Below are 2,875 nucleotides of genomic sequence, written 5' to 3'. Positions count from 1 at the left end.
GCAGCAGCTGCCGTCCGCCTCGTTCGGCCCTTCAGGGGCCACGGCTCACCGGCGTTTCGCTGAGTGGTCGAGGGCCCGGGTGTGGGCGAAGCTTCATCGCCTGGTCCTCGACGAACTTTCAAGGGCTGGTGGGCCCGCGATGAGATGAGAGGGGATCCGTGCAGATGGCTCAGGCCACGGACATCGAATCCGCCCCGGTCAGCAGCGGGTGACCGGCGGCTAGAACTGGCCGCATCGAGGCCACGACAGGACATTTCTGTCGTCCGGAGAGGAGCTTCCGTTCGGCTGCGTACGGCAGCCTGGGCGATACCGGCCAGGGACCAGATCCGTCTCACTACAGGGGTGAAGGCCCGGGTGGCGGAGAGACCTTGATACCTGTCCGGAACCACCCTCGGGAGCGGGCCGGCTCCCGCTCTATTGCTAGCGCTCAAGACGCTGGGTGAAGCCAGGGCTATCAGCCTGCTCCCGAGGTGAAGCGAGGCCCACAGTCTCTTTCGAGGCCTCGACGGACCCGGGTGGGCCTGGCGGTGACTCGCTTCGCTGCCCATTAGGGATGGGCCTGCGGTTCAATCCGCCACGGTGTCGAAGGTGCCGGCCTGGTAGGAGCCGCCCCTGGTCTTGGTGATCACCAGCAGCCGGTTGGCGGCATTGATCATGGCGACCAGGTAGACCAGCGCGGCGATCTGGTCGTCGTCATAGTGTTTGCGCACCAGGGCCCAGGTCTCGTCGGACACACCGTGATGGGCATCGGCCAGGCGGGTGCCTTCCTCGGCCAACGCCAGCGCGGCCTGCTCGGCCTCGGTGAACACGGTGGACTCGTGCCAAGCGGCGACCAGGTTGATCCGGACCGCGGGTTCACCGGCGGCCGCCAGCTCCTTGGTGTGCGCGTCGACGCAGTATCCGCAGCCGTTGATCTGGCTGGCACGCAGCTCCACGAGCTCTATCAGTGTCTTCGGCAGACCCGACTGCATGATCGCCACACTGGTGTGGGCGAACCGCTTGCCGATCTTCTCACCGACGGCGTTGGTGTTCAGGCCGAAACGAGGTTCCATCATGTGATCCTCACTCGCGGTGGTGAATTGAACGATCACAAGACGGCGGCTCCCGACTCGGTATAACGCTGTTCCGATGTGAGGTGGCCCACCCCGGTTCGGTGTTACGAAACGGCGGGATCCGGCGTCGGGTGGGTGACACCGTCGAGAGAAGGCAGGAGCCACATGACCGGATCGGCGAAGACCACACCTCACGATCGCGGCGCCGGCGGGAACCGGGTCGGTAGCCCGGACCCGGCCACCGAAGCGTATGTCGCCCACCGCAATCTGCTGTTCACGGTTGCCTACGAGATGCTCGGTTCCGCCGCCGACGCCGAGGACGTCCTGCAGGAGACCTGGTTGCGCTGGACCAACGTCGATCTCCATACCGTGCGGGATCAGCGCGCCTATCTGGTCAGGATCACCACACGCCAAGCACTCGACCGCCTGCGCACGCTCGGCCGCCGCAAGGAGACCTACGTCGGCACCTGGCTGCCCGAACCACTGCTCACCGCCCCCGACGTGGCGACCGACGTCGAACTGGCCGAACACGTCTCGATGGCGATGCTGCTGGTGCTCGAGACACTCGCGCCGATCGAGCGGGCGGTGTTCGTACTGCGCGAGGTCTTCGCACTGGACTACGAGGAGATCGCCGAGGCAGTCGACAAAACCCCGGCCGCGGTCCGCCAGCTCGCCTACCGGGCTCGGGCCCACGTCGCGGCACGCCGGCCGCGGGGGGCCGTGTCCGCGGCTGACACCCGAGGCGCCCTCGAAGCGTTCCGGCGAGCGGTCGACACCGGCGACCTGCAACACCTGCTCGACATCCTCGCACCCGATGTCGTGTTCCTCGGTGACGGCGGTGGTATCGCGCAAGCCGCGCTCGCACCCGTCATCGGGGACGATGCGGTCGCTGCCGCGCTGGCTGCCGGGCTGGCCAATCTCGCCTCGAGGTCGCTGGAATCGGCCCAGGTCAACGGCTACCCCGCGCTGATCCTTCGGCTCAACGGCCAGATCGACACCGTGCTGGCCGTGCGCATCGACGACGGTCTCGTGACCGGTCTCTACTCCTTGCGAAACCCCCAGAAGTTGTCGCGTCTGCAGCGCGAGACCATGCTATGTCGCTGAACCGTACCCCTCGGGAGATCGGACCGGTGCCCCTGCAGAGCTGAGGGGGGAGGCACGTTGAGGACATGGCAGACCGAGACCGTCTACGCCATCACCGACCTGTCCGCCCCGCCCGCCCGGCCGACGCCGCCGAGATCGCAGTCTGGTCCCGCGGCCACTGGATCAAGGATGTCCTCCCCTTCGCCGAGGGCGCCAGCCGGTTCCACCGCTTGTGACCAGTGGGCTGGGAGATGCCCATCTCCGCGGCGACCTGCGCGACTGGACGTCCTGTGCGGACTTGGTCGATCAGCAGTCGCCTGCCGTGAAGGGTCAGCCGGGCGTTACACGGAGGCCTTCGCCACGATCAAGACCGGCCAGTGTCAACAATGTTTGTGATCAATACGGCTGGGTTCTGTCTCTTTGGTCGTGACCGGGGAGACAGAACCTCGGCGCCCAAGCGGATGGCCAATTCCGGGCTAACGACTGCGACAGTCGCCTCCTACTCTCGCTTCGGCCACATGCTTGCCACACAACAAGGGGGACTTATGCGGATACGAAAGAGCCTTGCCGTCGCGGCGACGGCGATAGCACTCTGCGGCATCGGAATGTCGGCGCCGGCCGCCAACGCTGCTGCCCGCCCCATGGCGGAATGCAACGCGCCGTGGAACGACGTCGGCGCTCCGGGGAACCTGTACGGCTACGGCTTCTACTACGGCAAGTGGACGTACGCCGGGCAGGTC

At 66.6% G+C, this 2,875-nt stretch carries 4 protein-coding genes and 2 pseudogenes; 4 read left to right on the top strand and 2 right to left on the bottom strand.

From position 1 onward, the window contains the following. Positions 1 to 130, top strand: a pseudogene (locus tag IE277_RS46480) (IS5/IS1182 family transposase); the annotation flags it as partial. Between the two features lie 436 nt (positions 131 to 566). Here the strand turns inward: IE277_RS46480 and IE277_RS46475 are convergent. After that, on the bottom strand, positions 567 to 1,052 hold the full coding sequence (locus tag IE277_RS46475) for a carboxymuconolactone decarboxylase family protein (RefSeq protein WP_189960162.1): 486 nt from the start codon (positions 1,050 to 1,052) through the stop codon (positions 567 to 569). Between the two features lie 165 nt (positions 1,053 to 1,217). Between IE277_RS46475 and IE277_RS46470 the strand changes: the two genes are divergently transcribed. Both IE277_RS46470 and IE277_RS50075 read left to right on the top strand, forming a co-directional pair. Then, positions 1,218 to 2,156, top strand: a complete 939-nt coding sequence (locus IE277_RS46470; RefSeq protein ID WP_189960160.1) for an RNA polymerase sigma-70 factor — start codon at positions 1,218 to 1,220, stop codon at positions 2,154 to 2,156. Between the two features lie 65 nt (positions 2,157 to 2,221). Beyond that, complete coding sequence (locus IE277_RS50075) at positions 2,222 to 2,371, top strand: hypothetical protein (protein ID WP_189960159.1); 150 nt, start codon at positions 2,222 to 2,224, stop codon at positions 2,369 to 2,371. On the opposite strand, the pseudogene IE277_RS46460 reads toward IE277_RS50075, so the two are convergent. Continuing rightward, positions 2,359 to 2,469 (bottom strand): annotated as a pseudogene (locus IE277_RS46460) (IS481 family transposase); the annotation flags it as partial. The gene IE277_RS50075 and the pseudogene IE277_RS46460 overlap by 13 nt on opposite strands. Positions 2,470 to 2,680: 211 nt before the next feature. Here IE277_RS46460 and IE277_RS46455 point away from each other — a divergent pair. Further along, positions 2,681 to 2,875 (top strand): hypothetical protein (locus tag IE277_RS46455; protein ID WP_189960157.1); only part of this gene is annotated, 195 nt, incomplete at its 3' end.

Source organism: Streptomyces alanosinicus, from assembly GCF_014650595.1.
Taxonomy (GTDB): Bacteria; Actinomycetota; Actinomycetes; order Streptomycetales; family Streptomycetaceae; genus Streptomyces; species Streptomyces alanosinicus.
Note: the sequence above shows the minus strand (reverse complement) of the source record. Positions and strands in the feature narration are given on the sequence as shown.